The sequence below is a fragment of the Chryseobacterium balustinum genome, from assembly GCF_900168205.1.
Classification (GTDB): Bacteria; Bacteroidota; Bacteroidia; order Flavobacteriales; family Weeksellaceae; genus Chryseobacterium; species Chryseobacterium balustinum.
Map to the genome: position 1 here is coordinate 1 of NZ_FUZE01000011.1, position 18615 is coordinate 18615.

General features: G+C 33.3%; 14 protein-coding genes and 1 tRNA gene. 10 read left to right on the forward strand and 5 right to left on the reverse strand.

All coding sequences use genetic code 11. From position 1 onward, the window contains the following. From B5X64_RS13200 to B5X64_RS13230, 7 genes are all read left to right on the forward strand, one after another. Nucleotides 1-780 (forward strand): M23 family metallopeptidase (locus tag B5X64_RS13200; RefSeq protein ID WP_139377610.1); only part of this gene is annotated, 780 nt, incomplete at its 5' end. After that, nucleotides 770-1474 carry a hypothetical protein gene (locus B5X64_RS13205; RefSeq protein WP_079465702.1) on the forward strand — a complete coding sequence of 235 codons (705 nt, stop codon included), beginning with the start codon at nucleotides 770-772 and terminating at the stop codon, nucleotides 1472-1474. The genes B5X64_RS13200 and B5X64_RS13205, both read left to right, overlap by 11 nt. A 5-nt stretch (nucleotides 1475-1479) precedes the next feature. Beyond that, entirely contained in the window at nucleotides 1480-3456 is a 1977-nt protein-coding gene (locus B5X64_RS13210) for a hypothetical protein (RefSeq protein ID WP_079465703.1), read from the forward strand. 79 nt (nucleotides 3457-3535) lie between these two features. Beyond that, entirely contained in the window at nucleotides 3536-4216 is a 681-nt protein-coding gene (locus B5X64_RS13215) for a hypothetical protein (protein WP_066680659.1), read from the forward strand. Beyond that, nucleotides 4213-9390, forward strand: coding sequence for an Eco57I restriction-modification methylase domain-containing protein (locus B5X64_RS13220; protein WP_228418913.1), 5178 nt, complete (start codon nucleotides 4213-4215; stop codon nucleotides 9388-9390). Before B5X64_RS13215 ends, B5X64_RS13220 begins: the two co-directional genes overlap by 4 nt. A 518-nt stretch (nucleotides 9391-9908) precedes the next feature. Continuing rightward, on the forward strand, nucleotides 9909-10130 hold the full coding sequence (locus tag B5X64_RS13225; RefSeq protein ID WP_055983646.1) for a hypothetical protein: 222 nt from the start codon (nucleotides 9909-9911) through the stop codon (nucleotides 10128-10130). Between the two features lie 115 nt (nucleotides 10131-10245). After that, nucleotides 10246-11793 carry a recombinase family protein gene (locus B5X64_RS13230; RefSeq protein ID WP_249414792.1) on the forward strand — a complete coding sequence of 516 codons (1548 nt, stop codon included), beginning with the start codon at nucleotides 10246-10248 and terminating at the stop codon, nucleotides 11791-11793. Here B5X64_RS13230 and B5X64_RS13235 read toward each other — a convergent pair. Further along, nucleotides 11759-11832: transfer RNA gene (locus B5X64_RS13235), tRNA-Arg, on the reverse strand. The genes B5X64_RS13230 and B5X64_RS13235 overlap by 35 nt on opposite strands. A gap of 59 nt (nucleotides 11833-11891) precedes the next feature. Here B5X64_RS13235 and B5X64_RS13240 point away from each other — a divergent pair. From B5X64_RS13240 to B5X64_RS13250, 3 genes are read left to right on the forward strand one after another with little or no spacing between them, the layout of a single operon-like run. Then, nucleotides 11892-12938 (forward strand): ABC transporter substrate-binding protein, encoded by a 1047-nt coding sequence (locus tag B5X64_RS13240; RefSeq protein WP_079465705.1) that lies wholly within the window; start codon nucleotides 11892-11894, stop codon nucleotides 12936-12938. A gap of 40 nt (nucleotides 12939-12978) precedes the next feature. Next, entirely contained in the window at nucleotides 12979-13623 is a 645-nt protein-coding gene (gene mtgA, locus B5X64_RS13245; RefSeq protein WP_079465706.1) for a monofunctional biosynthetic peptidoglycan transglycosylase, read from the forward strand. A 13-nt stretch (nucleotides 13624-13636) separates the two neighbouring features. Beyond that, nucleotides 13637-15670 (forward strand): recombinase, encoded by a 2034-nt coding sequence (locus B5X64_RS13250; RefSeq protein ID WP_079465707.1) that lies wholly within the window; start codon nucleotides 13637-13639, stop codon nucleotides 15668-15670. On the opposite strand, the gene B5X64_RS13255 is transcribed toward B5X64_RS13250, so the two are convergent. The 4 genes from B5X64_RS13255 to B5X64_RS13270 form a co-directional block, all read right to left on the reverse strand. Continuing rightward, the gene (locus B5X64_RS13255; protein ID WP_079465794.1) at nucleotides 15648-15944 is read right to left on the reverse strand and encodes a hypothetical protein; all 297 of its coding nucleotides are present in this window, start codon (nucleotides 15942-15944) and stop codon (nucleotides 15648-15650) included. The two genes, B5X64_RS13250 and B5X64_RS13255, sit on opposite strands and share 23 nt — an antisense overlap. 232 nt (nucleotides 15945-16176) lie before the next feature. After that, nucleotides 16177-17280, reverse strand: coding sequence for a DNA replication/repair protein RecF (gene recF, locus B5X64_RS13260; protein WP_079465708.1), 1104 nt, complete (start codon nucleotides 17278-17280; stop codon nucleotides 16177-16179). 278 nt (nucleotides 17281-17558) lie between these two features. Beyond that, nucleotides 17559-17834: a hypothetical protein gene (locus tag B5X64_RS13265; protein WP_079465709.1), complete on the reverse strand. Its 276-nt coding sequence runs from the start codon at nucleotides 17832-17834 to the stop codon at nucleotides 17559-17561. Between the two features lie 3 nt (nucleotides 17835-17837). Continuing rightward, a complete protein-coding gene (locus B5X64_RS13270) occupies nucleotides 17838-18599 on the reverse strand; it encodes a UbiA prenyltransferase family protein (protein WP_079465710.1) in 762 nt (253 codons plus the stop codon). Nucleotides 18600-18615 lie beyond the last annotated feature (16 nt).

Consider the following 18615-nt stretch of genomic DNA (forward strand, 5'->3'; position numbering starts at 1 on the left):
AAATCTGAAAATCTAAAAGTATCAGATAAATCTGATATCGAAGAACCGGCACAACAAAAGAAGGCTAAGAAATCTTGGAAGCAAGTTCTAAATATCACCACAAAATCAGATTTAAAAAATGAAACTAAAGGTTCGACGAAGTGGTTAACGAGTCAAATAGATTCATTGAAAACACTGCTTAAAGATTATAGCAGTGTGAAAAATGCACGGAAAAATGAGTTTGAAAAACTGAAAGATTCTTTGATGCTGCAAGCACTGAATAGAGTAGAAGAGGCACAGCAATCATCAAAAAAACAAAACTTTTCTACAACGTATGATTTCGTAGATGAACCGGCGGCATCTTTTTCAAAAATCGTAATGCCCCTTAAAAACAAAATTACAGTTACGTCTTCTTACGGGACAAGAACACATCCTATTTTCAGAACAAAAAAAAACCACAACGGTATCGACTTAAAAGCCAGTTATGAAAATGTTTATTCCGTTTTGGACGGAATTGTTACTGCAACAGGTTGGGATTCTAAAGGCGGTGGAAATTACATTAAAGTAAAACATTTTAACCGTTTCGAAACCTCGTACCTACATCTCTCAGAAATATATTATCGAGTTGGAGAAAAAGTAAAAGCGGGATTCATCATTGGAAAAAGTGGGAATAGCGGAAACTCTACGGGTCCACATCTGCATTTTTCGGTGAAAGAATTTGGACAGAGCATCAATCCTTCTCATTTCTTAAATGACCTCATAAAAGTAAACAATTTAATAGCAAACCATTATGAACACTAATACTTTACCAACAGACGAACTAAAAAAATACGGAATTATCAATGAAGATCTGTCATTCTCTAAAAAACTGAATGCAGATGATATTCAGAAATTTCTGAAGGGATACACCATTGTTGCAGACCACGACGAAAACAGGGCTACTTTTCAGCTTACAGATAATAACACCCAATTGAAAGTTATCTTTTTAGAAAGAGACAAAAGTATTTCTGAAATTCTTGTAAACAGTAAAAATAATATTCAATATACTGATGTCAAGAATGTTTCTAAATCTGCAAATGAACTGAGTTTCGAAAAAAAAGCCTTCATTTTTGACAAAGAAACCGAAAAAGTTGTTGAGTTTGACTTCATCAAAAACGCTACGGAGCTTACTGCCATCATTGCTGATAAAAAGGATACAGAAGAACTAAATCGATATAAAAATGAATTGCTGAAACTGAAAAGTTATCTTTTGGACAAGATAGACCAGTATCCTGAAATATCCAAGGAGATAACGAATGATCTCAGCATCGTGTCCAGAGAGATCAATTCCGTGAACAGCATATCTAACAACCAAAAACAAATTTCCAAAGCAGATAATTCCGACATTCAACTGAATGTGAACGACCCGGATGTGTATCAGGATGCCAATCAAAGAAGAGACGATGACCAGGAGCATGACGAAGAAGTGGAGAAATCAAGAAAGTTTAGAAGGTAAATAAAATGGAAATTAATCTGACCTGGTTTGATAAAAATATAGTTCCGAGAACGAAGGCTTATAAAAATTTTGTGAAGGAAATTGAAAATACTTCACCTGAACAGTTTTTTCGGGACGGAGAGAGGCTGTTTACCGATAAAGAGAAAAAGTTTATGTCCATTCACCAATCTAAGGGAAGAGAAGTTATCATAGGCTCAAATTTTACATTGAAAACAATTTTCAAATCAAATCAGGGTTTCCCTATTGAGGATAAATTTAATACTACCGCTGAATTAGTAAGATTTATTGAAAAGCAGCAACTAGCCAATAAACAGTTGATTTTGCAAAATAACAGGGAGTCTACTGAAATTACTATAAGTAATGAGTCAATAAAGCAGAAATTTCTTTCTGATCTCTGGGCTCAGGAATTGGAGAAAAAAACTGATTTAAGTTCCGGTTTGACCTATACTCAAATTGATGAAAAGCAAGCTCATCATTATCGAAATTATGAAGTAGAAGCCGCAAAGTTATCATTAGAAGTGGTCAATCAAATTGAAAAGACTGATCTGGAAGAAAATGCAGACTTTTTTTCAGATGAAGGCTTTAAAGAAAATTTAATCCCTGCATCTGACCTTCCGGATGGCAGGGTATGGCGCGGCTACGATGATGGGAGCGGATCTCTGAAAAGCCCAGATGGTCACAGTTACTACAGCTATGATCTGCAAACGCAGGAATATAGATTACCGTATGGCGGCAAAGAATGGACAGGTATGAGAGATTTTTATAATGAACCACAAACTTTGCACGACTTTAAAATATATGCGGAAGGAGACCTAAAGGAAAAAGCAGTCAAAAATAATCTTTATCCGAAACTTTCCGAAGAGGAAAAAAATGATATTCTCAATTACAGGATCTATATGAAAGAAAACGAATTCATACTGGAGAACTTGCAGATCACAGCGAACCAAAGAAAAGCTTATTCAGAAAAAATGGAATTCGGAACAACAGATGGAGATTATTCTCTTACACAAATGGACACAATCCCAAATGTTATTGATGGTCATACGTTGTCAAAAAATGACAAATACGAATTGGCTTTCGGCCTATTGGAAATACCGGAATATGGGGAATCCTACGAATTATTGGATAGCGGTGAAATTTTAAAAATCTATCTGGAAGAAGATAGTTTACCAAAAAATCGAATATTAACAATCAACGAAATAAAATTTAACAATCAAAACCCAAACATTATGGAAAACAACAAAGAATTTGATCAGGTACAATACCTAAAAGACCAAATGAAATACCTCGGTTTCGGAGAGGGTGAAAAACTTCACAAAGATATTGAAGAAGGAATTAAATCTGCCAAACAAGATTTTGAAATTAAAACCACGTCCGACAAAACCTTGCCTGAAAACAAAGTAGATTTTACATTGAAATTTAATAAATCGGAAAACGGAGGCGTTTTTCTCAATTCTTATAATGCAACTCTTGAAAATGAAAAAGATGAAAGCATCTCTCATAATTTTTATGTAAACAAGGAAAATACATTTACAGCAAAGGAAGCCGTCAATCTTCTGGAAGGTCGCACTGTGAAAATAGAGTTCACCAATCCAAAAACAGAAAAATTAGAACCTGCCTTTGTAAAGCTCAATTTCGAAGAACCGAAAACTGAAAAAGGAAATTATAATTTCCAGAATTTTTACAAAAATTACGGCGTTGATACTGCCCAGATCATCGAAAAATCCAAACTGATCTTCGATAAGCCTGAATGGAAGGAAAGTACCATAAAATCTTTGGAAAAAGGAAATATCGTCAAGGTAAAATTTGAATTGGACGATAAAGTGGTAGAAGGCAAAGCGGTGCTGAATCCGCAATACAAAAATCTGAATCTGTATGATTCCGATATGAACAGAATCAACACCAATAAAACTTTGGAAGGCTTGGAACAGGATAACAAGCACGAAAAAAACAATGTGAAGGAACAAAGCATTAAACGATAGATAAGACTTACAACCCATCATTTATTTCCCAGCGGTAAGTCAAATTAATTAGGCTGCCGCTTTTTTAATCCCTATTTCTATGAAAAAACTTTTAATACTACCCAGCTTGTTATTTCTTTTTGTAAGCACTTCCTGCCACAAAGAAATCAAATTCGAAAAAGGAGGAATCGATGTTGTCTCCAATGTATATTTTGATGTTTCCAAAAATCTGAACAACATCCAAAGTTTTCATTTGTCAAGCCTTAGTTATTCAGGAGATTCCATTATAGAAAGGATTCCGGATGCTAATGCTCCCGAAATAACCCAACAGATTTATTTCATTAAAGATTCATTGTGCTATACTATTGAAAATGAAAATCCCGGCAAAATTATTCTGTCAGACATTATAAATAAACAAAAGCCGCTTTCGGTTGAAAAGAAAAAAGGAGGAACATTGTTTTCTCAGGAAAAAATCCCCAATTACAGAAACAGAAAAAATTTGAGTGATACGGTTTTGTTTAAGAAAAAATACAAACGATTTGAAATCAACTCACCTTGGATGTACACCCGGTTTTACATTTATCCAACTGATACTATTTTACCGTACTCTATTTACAAACACGCGGAAAAGGACTACTACGGAAGGCTCGAAAGGATTGATTCTTACAATAAAAAATCTGACATATTTGTAACCCTTCAGTTGATACCGAGAAAAAACTGGGACAGTGAAGCCAAAGAAATTTTTGAATTTAACCACTTCATAAAAAACAGAAAAAAGTGAAAGATGAAGATTTTTTTAATGAGATAAATGATGACATTTCTGTAGTTGAAGGAAATAAAAAGGAACTTATTGTTTTCACAAACAGTAAGGATATGCTTTCATTCTTGGAGCTTCTTCAATTGAACAAGCAGGTCAATAATAGAACATTGATTACCCTTAATTCAGGTTCAAATAGCAAAAAGTTTATCAATAGATACCAGAATTATGATGGCAAAATGTTTCTTTGTTTTACCGGGGATAGAACGGGAAATGCAATAACCAGAAAAATTCTTACAGAATTTAATGGCAAAAATATCAAAGACGTTCGTCCGTTATATGAAATTTCTGAAAATGGGAATCAACACCTGACTGAATATTTAGAGAATAAACTCAAGCTTCAAGATAAAAATACTAATTTAGTTGAACCAAAAATTTCTGAAAATGAAAGCAATGCAATTGAATACGGAAGAACATCCGATTCTCAGCAAGTGGGAAACGAAACACCTGAACACAACACTGGAAAACTTAGCCCTAAGATCCAATCCGAGCAAAACGGAAGTTACGGAAGCGGACAAGCAGTGGGCAGCAACAATGCTGGAAATGGACTTGCAGGCACAGAGCGGAGCAATTTGGGAAACCGAGACCGAGGAAGAGGATCCTATGACGACTCACAACAGAATAATGTTGGAGAGACTCAAGGACGTTCCGTGGGCGGAATCGTATCCGGGAGAACTGTATCCGATAGAAGAAGACCCAATGGAGGACTTTCCGAGGTAAGTGAAAATTCAACAAATAATGTAGAGTTAGATACTATTATTTCAAAATATAAAGGGCAAAAACTGAATAATGATCAAGTTGCAGAAGTAGTTTCTGCAACTTGTTTTGTTTCCGACAATCACAAAATCTTTCTGAAGAAAAATCTTAACATCACTTATGACTTAATAGAAATTTGCAACCAATTCCAAAGTGGCGGAACGGCAAAAGAAGGAAGAGGGATTTTAGACGAATATTATACGCAGGATAAAATTGTTGATACAGTTCATAATTTAATTAAAGACCATTTTAAAACTCAAAAAGAAATTTCCGTTTTAGAACCAAGTGTTGGAACTGGAAATTTTAATTATGCTATTCAAGAGCTATCTGTAAATTCTAAAATTACAGGATTTGAAATCAATGAGACCACCGCAAAAATTGCCAAGATTCTGCATCCCGAAGCTGACATCAATCTTCGTTCGTTTGAAACTGAATTCATTGATGAAAAAGGAAATAAAAAGGACTTTTCTCAGCAATACGATTTGGTCATCGGGAATCCGCCCTACGGTGAACACCGTGGGCTTTACAAAGGTTTGGGAGAAGAACCGAAAATTGCTAAATATGAAGATTATTTCGTTAAACGGTCTTTGGATTCTTTAAAACCAAACGGCGTTTTGGCGATGGTACTGCCGTCATCTTGGCTGAACCGTCAAAGCAATTTGAAAAATGCCAATATTTTGGAAGGTTTCCGCTTGCCCAACGGAGCTTTTGCAGGAACACAAATAGGAACAGACATTATCATTCTAAGAAAAAACACTCAAAATATCTCTACTGATATTTCTAATTATTTCGATAATAACCCAGCAAGAATTTTGGGAGAAACCCGAGAAAAAACCAACCGTTTCGGTCGATTAGAAAAATATATTCACGGAAATTTAGATGAAGCTTTATTTAAGATTGAACAGTTTAAAAATAGGAAAGAAACCCAGCGGATCGGAAATCTGTTTGAAGATTTGTTTTTAGAGGAAGATCATACAGTTCCTGTACTAAAAGAAGGAATTGCAGAAATAAAAGATTCTGCGAGGATCGAAAACCACAATAAAAATGAAGTAAGTGTAACAGAAACTCAAGAAAAAATTGAATTGGTACTTTTTAAACTGAATAACATCAAGTTTAAATCTCCAACAATTACGACTGAAATTGGCAAATATGAAAAACTACAAAAAAAGCTGATCACAAAATCAGAAGCATTTTCAGAGGAAAAATTAAAAGAACTGATTGAGAAAAGTGATAGAATAATTTCTATTCACAATACGAGAGCCGGGAACGAATATCAACTTCAAACAAAACCGGAAATAAAGAAAGGTGTTTTAAAATATCAATTCTCCAAACAGGATGAAATTGTAAATACTTCCTTGCAAAATAGTTCTGATATTACCAAAGAACAAATTGAAGCATTCAGAGATACCTCTTATAACGGCACATTAAATAATCGCGGAAAGCACTATCAATTTGCGAACTTCATTGATGGAAATTGGGTTCACGATTTTTATTACACTGAAGGAAATATTTACTCGAAACTGGAACAATTAGAGAGGGATTTTTCTGATAAAAATGCAGTTGGAGGAACAGAAAACCAATACGAAAAACAAAAATCATTATTAGAAAATGTTCTACCAAAAGCGAAATCGCTAGATGAGATTTATATCAGTCCGAACCACGAGTTCGTACACAAATTTGAGTTAGGTCAAATAGAGAAAGACCAATATAATCATGTTACAAAACGTACCGAATCAGTCATTGTAAATTACAATCTTGCAGAAAGATTCAAAGATTTTGTAGGCACTTTGTCAAGTGAAGCCTTTGCGGGTTCTTCAGCTTGGGAAGTGCGAAGTTTTGTAGATAACGAAACAGTTACAGGAAGCGATAAAGAGAGGAATGCGTTAGTCAGAGAAAGGCGAAAAGCTGCTGCGAATGATTTGTTTTACAAGTTTGTTCGGGAAGAACTTTCCGATGATATTAGAAATCGTTTTGTAAAAGACTTCAATCGAAACTACAATAACATTCACGTTCCGGATTATTCTAAATTCCCATTATTTTCCAGAATCTATCTGCATTTCAAAGGTCATGAATTGCGTTTGACCGAAGTTCAGAAGGCAGGAATCGGAAGACAGACCACAAAAGGAGTAGGGTTATTAGCGCACGAAGTGGGTTTTGGTAAAACATTATCAGGAATTCTTTCTATGCACGAAGCAATGGAGAGGGGAAATGCGAAAAGACCAATCATCGTAGTTCCGAATGACAGTATTTTGAAACAATGGGTGGAAACGATTTTTGAAACGATTCCCAATGGGAAAGTTAATGTTTTAGGGAATTTGGGGAAAGATTATGATCTCTCAAAATTTGACAACAAAGACGGAGAAATTACCATCGTTACTTATGAGGGCTTTAATAATATCGGGTTTTCATCAGAAATAACCGAAGAGCTTTCTTCAAAATTCAGCTACATCTCTTCAAGCGAAATGAAAGGCGTTACCCATACGGAAAGGGACATCCAAATTGAACTTCAAAAAGAAAAGGAGATCGAGGGAAAAATGAAGCGTGGAAAAGTATATGATTGGGAAGATTTTGGATTCGACCATTTGACTTACGACGAAGTTCACAATGCCAATCACATTGTAGGAAAAGTAAAAATTGAAGACCGAAGATTTGCTTCCGATTTTAGAAGTCAAAACCAACAGACTTCCAAACTGGGAATCAATACCTGGATGGCTGCGCAATATATTCAAGACAAAAATGATGGCAGAAATGTAACACTACTTTCCGCAACGCCTTTTACGAATAAACCTTTGGAATATTATTCCATTCTTTCTTTAATAGCAAATAAACGTTTGGAAGAATCGGGATATTTCAATGTCAATACTTTCTTCGAGACCTTTATGGAAGCGGATAATGACATGGAGATTGACGCAAAAGGTGATGTGAAGTTTAAAGCCAATGTTCGGAGATTTAAAAACAATTCGCTGTTTCAACAATTACTTTCGGAATTCATTGATATAAAAGGAGAAGAAGACAATCCTGAATTGATTCGTCCCAACAAAATCAACAAAGAGTATAAAATTGATCAGAATGATCTGACAAAAGAACAATATGACTTGCTCAATGAAAATTTCAGTGAAAGTGAAAAGGGAGCAATTCTAACGCATATTCTCAATGCCCGTTTAATTGCGATTTCGCCGTATTTATCACCATACTATGATGATGAAGAGCCTTATGTAAAAGAATTTATAGAAAATTCTCCCAAGCTGAAACAGACGATGGATTTAATTCATCAAAATAAAAAAGACATTCCGGAATCCGGACAAATCATTTATTCTGAATTGGCGGTTGCTCAATTTCCAAAACTAAAAGAATATCTCATTAAAGAAATCGGTTACAAACCCGAAGAAATCGGAATTATCGCCGGAGCGACCAATAAAAATCAAAGAATTTCTATTCAAAATGATTTTAATGAAGGAAAAATAAAAGTTGTTATCGGCAGTGAAGCCATTCAGGAAGGAATGAACCTTCAGGAAAATACCACAGATGTGTATATGCTTACTTTACCCTACAATTTCACGTCTTTGCGACAGATCGAAGGACGAGCGTGGAGGCAAGGAAATAAAAACGAAAATATGAGAATCAATTTTATGCTGACCAATGACAGTATTGATGTTTTTATGCTTCAAAAACTGCAATCCAAACAGGCAAGATATTTAGAAGCAATGAAAAAAGGTGCGGATGTTTTGGATATTTCGGACATCAGTACACAAGAGCTTAAAACATCCATCATTACCAATCCCGAAACCCGAGCCAACATTGAAATCGAATTAATGAAAAAAAGGATTGAAAGTGAGAAAAACAAGCATCTCGCAGATAGTGCTTTTGTTCTGAGGAAATATGAAGATTTCTTAAAAGTGAAAGAATTAATAGCTAAAGCTGAACATTCCTACAATAGGATCGAAGGATATTCAAAAAATGAAGATGTAAATTCTGACTACTGGAGAACACAGTTACCTTCTTATCAAAGGACAATTGATTTACATAAAGCTCAAGTTCAAGAAGTGATTGAAAATCTTGCTGCAAAAGGGGTTAATGTTGCAGAAATTGAGAAGCAAACTAAAGCTACTGAAGAGAAGATTTCTGAATTGGATAAAAAGTTGGAAGAACTACCCGAAACGAAAGAGAATCTAATAGCAAAATATAAAATTGAAAAACAGAATAATTCCAACAACTCGAAGACTGACTTCAAATCAGAACGAGCAGCCGAAAACAAAATGATTTTCAAATTAGATAATGAAGCTTCAATTACATCTTCAAAACCTGAGAATTTATTGAATTATTTAAATATAATGAGAGAAGGCGAAAATTATCAAAATTCATATTTAGGTAAAAGGCGATAAAAGTTAACTAAGTTTTTAGTAATTTTTGAGTTGTCCTGTTGTTAGTTAACATAGTTAGGGCTAACCAAAAATGATTACTTGCCGAGCAGATTTTACTTGCAAAGACTTCTATGATGAGGTTCATGCTGTCCACTACAAAAGATTAGAAAACACGATGTTTTCTAATCTTTTTGGGATAAAGATGATATATCAGCTTGTAGAAAACTTCTCCTAACCTTAGATGCAGCTATTTTAAAAATGTTTTAAAAGATTAAAATAAGTACATAGTTACAACACAATTCGTTCACTATTAGATCCAAAAATACATTTTAGCCCAAAATCAGTGTTTATCTAATTTTAATAATCCAGATTGCTCTTGAATAGCCTCCCGCACCAAATCCATATAGTTTTATTCAAAAATATTATAGATTTTTATTGAATAAAACTACCGACAATTCTATTTCTTAAACTAATAAATCATCAGTGATAATAGTAAGTTGAAATTGAGTTTAAAAGATTTCATGTAGTAAAGATTAACAATGGCTAAAAGGGAAATAATAAAATATCCGATTACTGAAAGCTCAAATAAATTTGAGCTGGAGTCGGTTATGAAATTTCAGGAATTGCCATTAAATGTAGCTATAAAAATGCTAAAGGATTCAGGCACTATCGTTTCTGATGACGAGGCTGCTGAAATTTTACTATTTTTTCATACAATGGTTAAAATTACCATCAAGGAGTTTTTATCACCTGAAGATTAATTCGTACTTTAGTGATTACAAAGTATTTAAATCTTACATTATTCTATTCTTGTAAAGATTCTCTTATCCCACTTTTAAATAAAAAATTATGAAAGTTGCTGATCTATATATTCGCGTGTCAACTGACGAACAAGCAGATAAAGGGTATTCACAACGTGATCAGGAAGAGCGTTTACGCAAACATTGTTCTTCCCTGAACATAACAATTGACAAAATCATTTATGAAGATCATTCTGCCAAAACTTTTGAGAGGCCTGAATGGAAAAAATACCTGTTTAATATTAGAAAAGGAAGAGGTTCTAGACAGAACAAATTCTTATTTTTCACAAAATGGGATCGATTTAGCCGTAATACCAGTGAGGCTTATCAGATGATATCCAACCTTAATAAATTGTGTATTACGCCTCAGGCTATTGAACAACCATTAGATCTACGTGTACCCGAAAATAAACTTTTGTTAGCAATATATTTATCAACGCCTGAGGTAGAAAATGACAGGAGGGCATTGAATGTAACGTATGGGATGAGAAGAGCAATTAAAGAGGGTAGAATGATGGGTATCGCTCCATATGGTTACATCAACAGATGTACAGAAGACGGTCGTAAATATGTAGCTGTTAAAGAGCCTGAAGCAACAAATATGATATGGGCCTTCAAGCAGGTTGCGAAAGGACATCTACCTACAGCAGTTATTCTAAAAGAAATGAACAGGAGAGAAGGCAGAAAGCTGACGAAAAATTCATTTATGGATGGGTTGAGAAATATAGCCTACTGCGGAAAATTATTTCTAAAGGCGTACAACGACGAGGAGGAAAAAATTGTTGAAGGAAAACATGAGGCACTGATCTCTGAAGAACTTTTCATGAAAGTTCAAAGGGTTCTTCATCGTAAAAGCAATAAAGATGATTTTTTACCGGCAGGAAGAATAATAAATGAAGAACGGTATCCTTTAAGAGGATTATTACTTTGTCCAAAATGCGATAAAACTCTTACAGCCAGTAGTGCTAAGGGCAGAAGCAAGCATTACTACTATTACCATTGCACAACCTCATGTGGTTTCAGGCATAATTCTGAAATAGTTAATGATCTTTTTGTCGAAGAACTATCAAAATTTAGATTCAGCATCGGTGCTGAGAAAATATTGAAAACAATTTTAGAACAGAACTTTTCAATAGTTTCAAATGGTCTAAATGATGAAAGAAAGGTTTTGCAGAATAAACTTAATGCTATCGAAGGAAGAATTGACAAAGCGAGAGATATGTATCTTGAAGATAAATTGGATGAAGAAGATTTTAAAAGGATTAAAATGAAGTATAAAGTGGAAATTGAAGAAATTAACTTTAAATTAAATTCATTAAAAAATTCTGGTCATACAGATGATATTGAAAAGAAGATGAGTCAAGCATTAAATGCCATTGTAAACATCTCTGAAAGATATAATAACGCAAGTACAATTGACAAACGCGCAATTGTTGGTTTGATATATCCTGAAAAGTTAACATTCGACGGCGAGTATTTTCAAACCACAAAAATCAACAGTTTAGCTGGTAATATTGCCTTGATTAACAAGGAGTTAGGAAATAAAAAAAACCGACAAAGAAGTGAAAAAACTTCAAATGTCGGTCTTGTGACCTCGACAGGATTCAAACCTGTAACCTTCTGAGCCGTAATCAGATGCGCTATTCAGTTGCGCCACGAGGCCGTTGTTTCCTTATTGTTTAAAGGTTTGCAAATATAGTGCTTTTTTAGTTTCTTTGAAAGATGAAAGCAAATTTTTTACTGATAATCGCATTTTTATTTCTAACCCACTGTAAAAGAGAACAAAAAATATCATCTTCAGATTGGGTAATTGTTTCCTCAAGACTACAATTTAAGGATGATGGAGCAAAATTTGATCTAAAATCAGGTAATTTTAATTATAGTTTTGAAAAAAATAAAGTTCCTTTCCGTAAAATTATACTTTTAAATGCAAGTTTAATGGGATTTGTTTCTGAACTTAAAGCTGAAAATTTAGTTATTGGAATTGCAAGTCCGGAATATATTTACTCAGAAAAAATTGATAACTTATTGAAATCGGGAAAAATTCAAAACGTCGGCAACGAACAGAAATATGATGTAGAAAAAATAATTTCGATGAAACCGGACGCTATTTTTACAAACTACATTGCGAGTTTTGATAATACGTACCAACTTTTGAAAAACAATAATATTCAGGTGATTTTTTTAGATGAATATATGGAGCAAAGCCCAATGGTAAAGACTTCTTATATTAAACTATTTGGAAAACTTTTAGGAAAAGAAAAAGAAGCGGCAGAAAGATTTAATCAAATTCAGAAAGATTATAATGATTTAAAAAAAATAGCTTTACAATCAACTTCAAAACCTAATGTTTTAGCAAATGAAATGTATGGCGATGTTTGGTATATGCCGGGTGGAAAAACATTTACGGCCAATTATATTACAGATGCAAACGCTAATTATATTTTAAAAGATAATACTGAAGAAAAAGCTGTAACGATGAGCTTTGAAGAGGTTTTTGCTAAATCTAAAAACATTCAGTATTGGGTAAACGCAGGAAATCATTTATCGAAAAAAGAGATGCTGAATATCAATCCTTTTTATGGGAAACTGGAAGTTTTCAATAAAGGAAAAATTTATGGTCTTTCAGGAAGAGAAAAACAAAAAGCTAACGACTTTTTTGAAAGTGGAGTGGTACGTTCAGATTTGGTTTTAAAAGACTATATCAAAGTATTCCATCCTGAACTTTTACCCGATTATCAACTGATTTACATGAATGAAGTACAGTAACTCGCAGTATTTTTATATTTTTGCGTCAAGTTTTTAGCTTATGTGGAAAAAAATAAAACAATTTATTTTTATTGTTCTGATTTTGAATGTAGTTTTCATCGTGTGGGGAAGATTTTTCAATCCACCCATCACAATTACACAAATCGGTGGTCTTTTTGAATACGGAAAATTGCACCGTGATTATATTTCTTACGATGAAATGGGAGCTAATGTGAAAAAAGCGGTCATTGCTTCAGAAGACCAGAAATTTTTCAATCATAATGGTTTCGATTATACAGCAATCGAAAAAGCCATGAAAAATAATGAGAAAGGTAAAAAACTGAGAGGTGGAAGTACAATTTCTCAGCAAACTGCTAAAAATATTTTTCTCTGGCAAGGCAGAAGCTGGGTGAGAAAAGGGCTTGAAGCCGTTTATACATTCATTATCGAAAAAGTTTGGACGAAAGATATTATTCTTGAAAGATATCTGAATTCTATTGAAATGGGACAGGGAGTTTTTGGGGTAGAAGCTGCTGCGCAGTACTATTTTGGGAAACCTTCCAAAGATCTTAACACTTCGGAAGCAGCCTGGATTGCAGCTGTTTTACCTAATCCTAAAAAATATGATCCCAAAAATCCATCTCCTTATTTGAGGAAGAAGCACAATTGGATTATGAGACAAATGAGGAATGTAACTTTGAAATAGTATCTTTGCACTAATGAAACTGTTGAGTTCAAGTACAAAAAATTTCGAATCTGTCCTTAAAAAGTATTTTTCTTTTAAGAATGAGACTACTTCGTTGGAGCCTTTAGCTGAGTTTTTGGAGGCAATAAAGAAGACAGATTTTAAAAATGTTCTTAATTTTTTAAAGTCAAATCCGAACTCTGTAAATCATTTCAGGCAATATATTTACAATATTTTTGAAGAAAGACCTTTCAACCTTTCTTTAACGGAAGCCAATATTCTATCAGAAAACGCCTTCTTTCCTGAACTTAAGAAAAGAATTTTAAATAAAATTTTACCACCCGTAGAACACGAAAAAACGGTTTGGTATCTTATTGATAATGTCAGTTTCAGTCCAAAAAAAGATCTTGAGTATTTACACAATATTCCTGAAGATGAGGTTAATGAGTTTCTGAGCATTTTAGGAATTTCAGATTTTATTGAAAAAGCTAATGTGAAAAGCGAACTGATATTTTCGATGAATATTCTTTCGTGGCGTGTTACCGGGATGGCTCTTGAAGTTGATGTGGTAAGAATGGCTCCTGAATACAGAAATTTCGACAATCCTTTTTTGGCATTGCAAAATGAGTTAGAAGCTTTAGCTGAAGATTTTAAAATTAATCCTGAAATTCAGCTTCACTCAAAAGACAGCCGTTACAAGCAGATTAAAATTTACGCTGAGCAATGTCAGGATTTTGTAAATATTGCTTTTAAAAACTCTTCAAAATACGGTATTTCAGGGAAAATTAATCAATCTCTACTTAAGATTCGTCAACAGACACAGAGAATCTCTGAAATTGTCAATTTATTGATTATCGATCAGCCAGAAGATATTGTTATCAAATCTAAACAGTTGATCTTTAATATTCTGAATTATAAATCTCATAAGAATAATATTTCAGATCTTATCAATGACAGTACCCGTTTGATTTCGCATTTGATCACCAATCATACTGCAGAAACCGGAAGTCATTACATCACCTCAAGTCGTAAGCAGTACATGAAAATGTTCTACAAAGCAAGTGGTGGCGGAATTATTGTTGGTGCATTATGCGTTTTAAAAATGCTGTACGGCTTTATGCCCGGAAGTGACTTTTTCCATGCGTTTTTATATTCATTAAATTATGCAATGGGATTTGTAATGATTTATCTGATGGGCTTTACTTTAGCAACAAAACAGCCGGCAATGACCGCTGCAACGATGACCAAAGTTTTGTCTGAACAGGAAAGTACAAAAAATAATTATACCGAATTTGCTGATTTGGTTTCGAAATTATTCCGAAGTCAGTTTATTGCTTTTGTAGGAAATGTACTTCTTTCTTTTCCGATTGCGTTGCTGATTATTTATGGTTTAGATGTTTTCTTCTCGCAAAATTTGGCGGTAGAAAAATCTGATAAATTGCTTAAAGATCTCGATCCTTTTGAATCTAAAGCAATTCTACACGCTTGTATAGCCGGTTTTTATCTTTTTATTTCAGGCATTATTTCAGGGAATATCGGGAACAATTCCGTGTTTTATCAGATTCCGGATCGAATTGCCAAAAATCTTCCGATAAGAAGGATGTTTGGGGCTCGTTTTGCCAAAAGTCTTTCAAAATATTATGCTAAAAACTGGGCAGGGATTATTTCTAATTTCTGGTTTGGAGTTTTTCTTGGTGCAACAGCGCCAGTCGGTTTATTTTTCGGTCTTGATCTCGATATTCGTCATATTACTTTTGCTGCCGGAAACTTTGCAATCGGTTTATACGGAAAAGATTTTACGGTAGATTCTTCAGTGTTCTGGATCTCATTTATTACCGTTTTTATCATAGGATTTTTCAATTTCTTGGTAAGTTTCAGTTTGTCTATGTTTTTGGCATTCCGATCAAGAAAAATGAATTTTGGCGAAGTAAGAGAGATTTATCGTGCAATTTTCAGATATTTCCTAAGAAATCCTTTAAAGTTTTTCATTCCTTTGCAATCGACTTTTGATTTGAAAGCAAATAATTTGGTACAGAATTCAATTCCTACAAAATCTGAAGATCAATAAATTTTTCTTCTCCGAATTTATCCTGAAACTTTTTTAGGTAAAAGCTCTTTCTCATTTTAAAATCGTTTTTCAGCAGAGGCGAATTGATTCTAATCTGAATAATTTTATCGTCTAAATTTACACTTACAATTTCCTGAAAAAGACTTTCATCAAGATAATCTTCGAGGAAATCTTTAACTTCAAAAGCAACCAGCTTATCTTCAAAACCATGAATTCTGGCAAAAGATTTTACCAGTTCAGAAGATTGAAATTCTCGTTTTTTATTTTTTTTCATAAAAAAAAGCTGCATTGAAGCAGCTCTAGTTTTAAATACAGACTGGGAGAAACGGACACTGTACTTTAGGTTCTGTCCATACTGCACACTCATTCGTTCCGCAGTATACTGCACAACATATTTCCCCTCCTACACCAGATCCCTGAATTTTCATTAGGTTTTGTCTGGATAATTTCTTTGATGAAAGAATTTTTTTCATTATAAATATAATTTAGTGAAACAAATATATTAATTAAATCTCAAATATTATACTCTCTTCATTAATCTTCTTAACCACACTTTCAGTACGTTCTCTGTGTGTATCTGTAATGAAAATCTGCCCGAAATTTTCCTGATTGACCAATTTAATTAATTGAGCAACTCGTGTGTCATCAAGCTTATCAAAAATATCATCCAATAAGAGGATTGGCGTTTTATTTGTTAGTTCTTTTATCAAGCTCATTTGAGCTAGTTTTAATGATATTAAAAACGATTTTTGCTGTCCTTGAGAACCTGTTTTTTTAATGAGAACAGAATCCATTTCAAAAAGCAAATCATCTTTATGAATTCCTTTTGAAGTGTAGGTCAGCATTCTGTCTCGTTCTAAACTTTCCACTAAAAGTTCACGAAATTTTCTGTCAGGCTGAGCGGAGTCGAAGCCTTCCAATAAATGAGATTCATAAATAACAGAAACACTTTCTTTTCCACCAGAAATAATCTGATAAAAATTCTGAACAATAGGGTTTAATTTTGCGACAAATTCTCTTCTTTTTTCAAAAATTTTAGTACCGGATTTTGTAATCGGATCATCGTAAATCTCCAATGAATCTTTATCCCAAACTCTGTTTTTTGCAAAATATTTTAATAAAGCATTTCGCTGCTGAATGGTTTTCTGATATTGAATCAAATCATAAAGATATCCTGAATCGGTCTGAGAAATCATCGAGTCTAAAAACTTTCTGCGGCTTTCCCCAGAATCAGAGATAAGGTTTGAATCGTACGGAGAAATCATCACACTGGGTAAATAACCAATGTGATCGGCCATTCTATCGTAACTTTTATCATTCTTTTTAATGACTTTTTTTGCTTCTCTCGGTTGAGATATTTTTAAAGTATCTTCACTGTCTTCATTCTGAATTTCAGCATCAAGGGTGAAAAAATCTTCATCTTTTTTGATGTTGTTAGTATCAGTATTTCCTAAAAAACTTTTTCCTACAGAAAGATAATGCAGTGCATCGAGAATATTGGTTTTGCCAACGCCGTTATTTCCTACAAAACAGTTGATTTGCGGAGAAAATTCAAACTTTTTTTCAGAATGATTTTTAAAATTGTAAAGGGTAAGTTTGTTGATAATCATTTATAAAGTAAAATGTTCGGGATTTTGTCTGGCATCCCAAATTCTTAAAATTCGAATTGTTTCAGGTTTTATAGAGTAATGGATATAATAATTTTCAACTAAAATAGCTCTTATATTCTCAATGTTTGTTTGAATTCCGGAGTCTGGATTTTATGAAATTTGTTTCAGTTTTTGTTCAATTAAAAGATTTAATTTTTTACTGTATACATTTGATTTATTTTTTGAAATCCAAAATTCAAGAACTTCTTTTTTATCAAAAAGAGCTTTAGAAGACCAGACTATTTTAGCCATTCTTTAGTCATTTTTCTTACTTCTTCATCGGTATAAAAATCTCCATTTTCAATGTCTTGTTCAGCTTCTTCAATCATTTTTAGTTGCTCATTGGTAAAGTGAATTTTTGACTGATAAATTGCTGTATTGTCACTTACAATGTTTTTTATATTGTTTTTTTCAAATTCTGAGATGTATTCTTCTATTTTTAAAAGAACTTTAATATCATCAATTCTGATTATTTTCTGAATCAGTCTCAATTTATATTCATTCATATTTTCCATCACTCAAAATTTTAAGTAAAGATAAATAATTAAAAACAAAAAAGGCAAGCCGGAACAGCTTTCAACCCAAAAAGAAAAATACGAATCTCTATTAGAATTCTTTGAAAAATAAACCAGAATATAAGTAAATACCGAGGCTGAAAAAAAGCTCGCAGCAAACTGAATTTTCAAATGAAAAATAGCGAAAATGCAAGCAATGAAAATAAAAACGTAAGCAAGATATTTTGTGTTTTGAATACCAATTAACTTTGGAAATGTCTGAACTGTATCGCTTTTCATATCACGAATATCGAATGGTAAAACTAATGCTGTCACAAAAAAGAAACTGATGAAAAATATAGGAAAATTAAATTCAGGTAAAGTCAGCCATGAATTGACCAGTGCCCAAACTAAACCTACATAAAATACTTTGAGTAAAGGGATTTTCCGGATGTAAGTTTCAAGAAAAAAACTGTTGTATAACAATCCTAAAACCACAATGACAAACCATTTTACCAAACGTATTTCATTATGATTGAAAATAATTAAAGCCGCCGAAATAATTCCAGTAACAATATTTAATAATAAAATTTTGTAAAAATATTTTGTGTTTTGGTATTTCGTGTACAAATAGCCACTGAAATAAGTGATGAATATCAAAAGAGTAGAAGGGAAACGGAATGTGTTTTGCTCAAGCATGAAAAATACTGCGAAAACTGTTCCCATTAAGGATACGTAAAGTTGGCTGTCGATGACAGATTTTTTCAGTACTTTTAAACAATTCATTTATCAAAAATAACAC

What these genes read in the sequence shown, in the direction of transcription:
- mtgA (WP_079465706.1), top strand. Translation starts at nt 12,979, where the DNA reads ATGTGGAAAAAAATAAAACAATTTATTTTTATTGTTCTGATTTTGAAT.
- B5X64_RS13225 (WP_055983646.1), top strand. Translation starts at nt 9,909, where the DNA reads ATGGCTAAAAGGGAAATAATAAAATATCCGATTACTGAAAGCTCAAAT.
- B5X64_RS13265 (WP_079465709.1), bottom strand. Translation starts at nt 17,834, where the DNA reads ATGGAAAATATGAATGAATATAAATTGAGACTGATTCAGAAAATAATC.
- B5X64_RS13240 (WP_079465705.1), top strand. Translation starts at nt 11,892, where the DNA reads ATGAAAGCAAATTTTTTACTGATAATCGCATTTTTATTTCTAACCCAC.
- B5X64_RS13270 (WP_079465710.1), bottom strand. Translation starts at nt 18,599, where the DNA reads ATGAATTGTTTAAAAGTACTGAAAAAATCTGTCATCGACAGCCAACTT.
- B5X64_RS13210 (WP_079465703.1), top strand. Translation starts at nt 1,480, where the DNA reads ATGGAAATTAATCTGACCTGGTTTGATAAAAATATAGTTCCGAGAACG.
- B5X64_RS13205 (WP_079465702.1), top strand. Translation starts at nt 770, where the DNA reads ATGAACACTAATACTTTACCAACAGACGAACTAAAAAAATACGGAATT.
- recF (WP_079465708.1), bottom strand. Translation starts at nt 17,280, where the DNA reads ATGATTATCAACAAACTTACCCTTTACAATTTTAAAAATCATTCTGAA.
- B5X64_RS13255 (WP_079465794.1), bottom strand. Translation starts at nt 15,944, where the DNA reads ATGAAAAAAAATAAAAAACGAGAATTTCAATCTTCTGAACTGGTAAAA.
- B5X64_RS13215 (WP_066680659.1), top strand. Translation starts at nt 3,536, where the DNA reads ATGAAAAAACTTTTAATACTACCCAGCTTGTTATTTCTTTTTGTAAGC.
- B5X64_RS13250 (WP_079465707.1), top strand. Translation starts at nt 13,637, where the DNA reads ATGAAACTGTTGAGTTCAAGTACAAAAAATTTCGAATCTGTCCTTAAA.